Genomic DNA, 2,595 nt, shown 5'->3' with positions numbered 1-2,595 from the left:
TTCAATCCACGCACTCATATAGAGTGCGACGGCGAAAATACACGTAATAAAATCATTTCATATAAATATCATTACGTATTTTCAATGATTCTAACAAGTTATACCTACATCATAGGATAAAAAATGGTATTAACGCAATGTTAGTGTTGCCAAAAGGTTATGAAATCGTTGTTTTCGACAAAATCTGAGGTGCGAATCTCCCGGGAAAATCCTGTGAGCTTGAGGTTCACACCTGATTCAGTCTACCTCTCGGCATACCTCAATCTGCACAATTCCATGTGGTAAATACGACGGCAGATCCACATATACCGCAGTGTCAAGCTTATCAAACTCTGCATTCTTAAACACACCAGATAACGCAAGCCCTTTATACCCTCCGAGCAATAATGTACATGCCTCGCGACTATCATCTATGATGGATTGTATATTATTTTTCAATTGATTAACGTATCTCCTGGTTTCATCATCAATTCGAATTTCCTTACTGACGACACTCAGCTTATCTCGCAATTGTGAAAGTTTAAGGATTGTCCCTCTTCGAGCTGCCTGTAAGTATATATGTATTTCCTCTTCACAGAACAACTCTCCGATATACTCACATCCTGCCGCCAGCATCTCAACAGCTACATTGGGAAAGAAAGGTTGCAGAATAATTGACTCGTTCGTTTCTTTTGACAGATTTTGCAGCTTGTTAAGCTGGGTTAACTGCAAATCTTTACTCTTAACCTGAATATCATCGACCAACAGCCTCGATGCAAACTGTCCCGTACAATGGGAGAGCATCGCACCTTTGAGCGAAGAACCGGGAATATAGTATTGCGTACTATCTGGATTATATGCGGAGTATCCTCCATATTGATAAAAGGGATAGATAATATTAACCTTGTTCTCCTCCGCATTCTTATCGGTTTCGCCATCTGGAGACATACGTTTCAAGATATTTTCCCTTTTGAAATCCCCAGCAGCCAAATAAAATCCTTGATGATCCCTTGGCGACATGGCAAGCTTAGACAGAGTTTTTAAACGATACTCGTATCTCTTGAGCGACATTTCAATCCCCCTCCCTCTCACTCAGTGGGTATAACAAGGCACTTCCAAACACTATATCTCGCGGATGAAAAGGTGACTGAATTGAGTGCCCGGCACATTCAATTCCTGTTGGTGCGTATACTATGCTACCCGCTTCGATAAAACTAATGAACTTGCCGCTATTTCCAGTGTCCCAACCCCCAGGCGGATTATATGGTCTGCGTTCTGAGGTAAACAGCTTGAGGCTGGACCTATCAAAATCAATATTCTTGGGCAGCAGCATACCCAGATTCAAATAATAACCTGTTTGATTCGATGTTACGCTAGATTCCTCATGGATTTGTGTGACTTTGAAAGTATTCAGACCTTGAGAACCACGAGGCCCGAGTATGAATGTCTTGCCTTCAGCTCTAGCTAATTCCAACATTTTGAGCATTAAATCTCCTTCAGAGCATTCCTCCATCGCGAGGTACAACGAAAATCCGCAAATCGTTTGCTCCTGTTTCCCCTCTTGAGTTACCTCTTTCACAATAACTTCAGGCACAGAGTAGAGGTTGGGATCAAGGCCTGGCAAGTTATAACGCTTACTGTCAATTGACGCGTGAATCTGCTGTGTGAACTCAATATGCGCATAGGGATAAAGGTCGCTCGCCCGGCTCGGTTCCTTCATCAACTCAGTAAGCTGCCCGCTTTTCACATATGAACGCCTCTTCAATGCCTGATATATTTTCTTGTTGCCTTGACCATCCACGCTCAGCTGATGTATTAACTCCGTATGTGGAGCAGGCAAATACCCACGCGGGAGCATGTTAGACAGCGACAAAGGCATCGCTCCACCCTTTATCTTGTCAACCATCTGCGTTGCTTGTACAGAAGAGTAGGTTTCTGAAAAGCGATGCACCAAGGCTCCAAACATTTTCTGGGAATCTGGAAGCTGAGTCATCCTGCCCATCAAATCCATATTTATCCGGTAATATTTCCATTCAGCCATGCCAGGAATCCTCCCCAACAAATTCAATCTCCACTCGGCCATACCCTCGGCTACCTGAATTACCCAAGCGATAGATTCCTGAATTGAATTGGATCATGGCTTCTTTAATAAAATCTGTAATTCGAGACCCGATATTTTGTCCGTTTAATTTTAATTTTTCAGTGTTATAGAGCAACACATCTCCCACGAATGAAACCCCCGGACGTACAACCCTGTATGTCCGAGGATTAGCAAGAACTCGTGGCATTCCACCTTGACTACTGAGTTCAATGCTGTTTTTGGAATCAATCGAGAACCAATCATCTTTATTAGCTTTTTCTCTTATTGGCAGCAGGTCGTTAAACAGCAGCTTTGGCGTATCATTAAATCCTTCGATTCCAAACAAATCCTCGGCAGATGCCTTTTCAATGATCTTGCCAAATCGTTCGTCCATCCGTTGAATCCGTTCCTCTTCAATGCCATATTTCTCACACTCCAGATTGTTTTCCTCCCGAAGTCTCTCCAAGTATTGTTTATATGCTTGAGCAATTTCTGCGCTAGCTCCATGACCTTCAAGCATTTCCCGGACAATGTAG

The 2,595-nt window shown here is 42.9% G+C and carries 3 protein-coding genes; all 3 read right to left on the bottom strand.

Features of this window, described 5'->3' with window-relative positions:
• Positions 1-237 precede the first annotated feature (237 nt).
• The gene (locus C1I60_RS17190; protein ID WP_137062838.1) at positions 238-1,050 is read right to left on the bottom strand and encodes a hypothetical protein; all 813 of its coding nucleotides are present in this window, start codon (positions 1,048-1,050) and stop codon (positions 238-240) included.
• 1 nt (position 1,051) lies between these two features.
• A complete protein-coding gene (locus tag C1I60_RS17185; RefSeq protein WP_137062837.1) occupies positions 1,052-2,020 on the bottom strand; it encodes a hypothetical protein in 969 nt (322 codons plus the stop codon).
• The coding region (locus C1I60_RS17180; RefSeq protein WP_212734480.1) for a hypothetical protein at positions 2,013-2,595 on the bottom strand (583 nt) is incomplete at its 5' end. The genes C1I60_RS17185 and C1I60_RS17180, both read right to left, overlap by 8 nt.

Source organism: Paenibacillus terrae, assembly GCF_005217525.1.
Classification (GTDB): Bacteria; Bacillota; Bacilli; order Paenibacillales; family Paenibacillaceae; genus Paenibacillus; species Paenibacillus terrae_C.
This window is presented reverse-complemented; position numbering and strand designations above follow the sequence as displayed.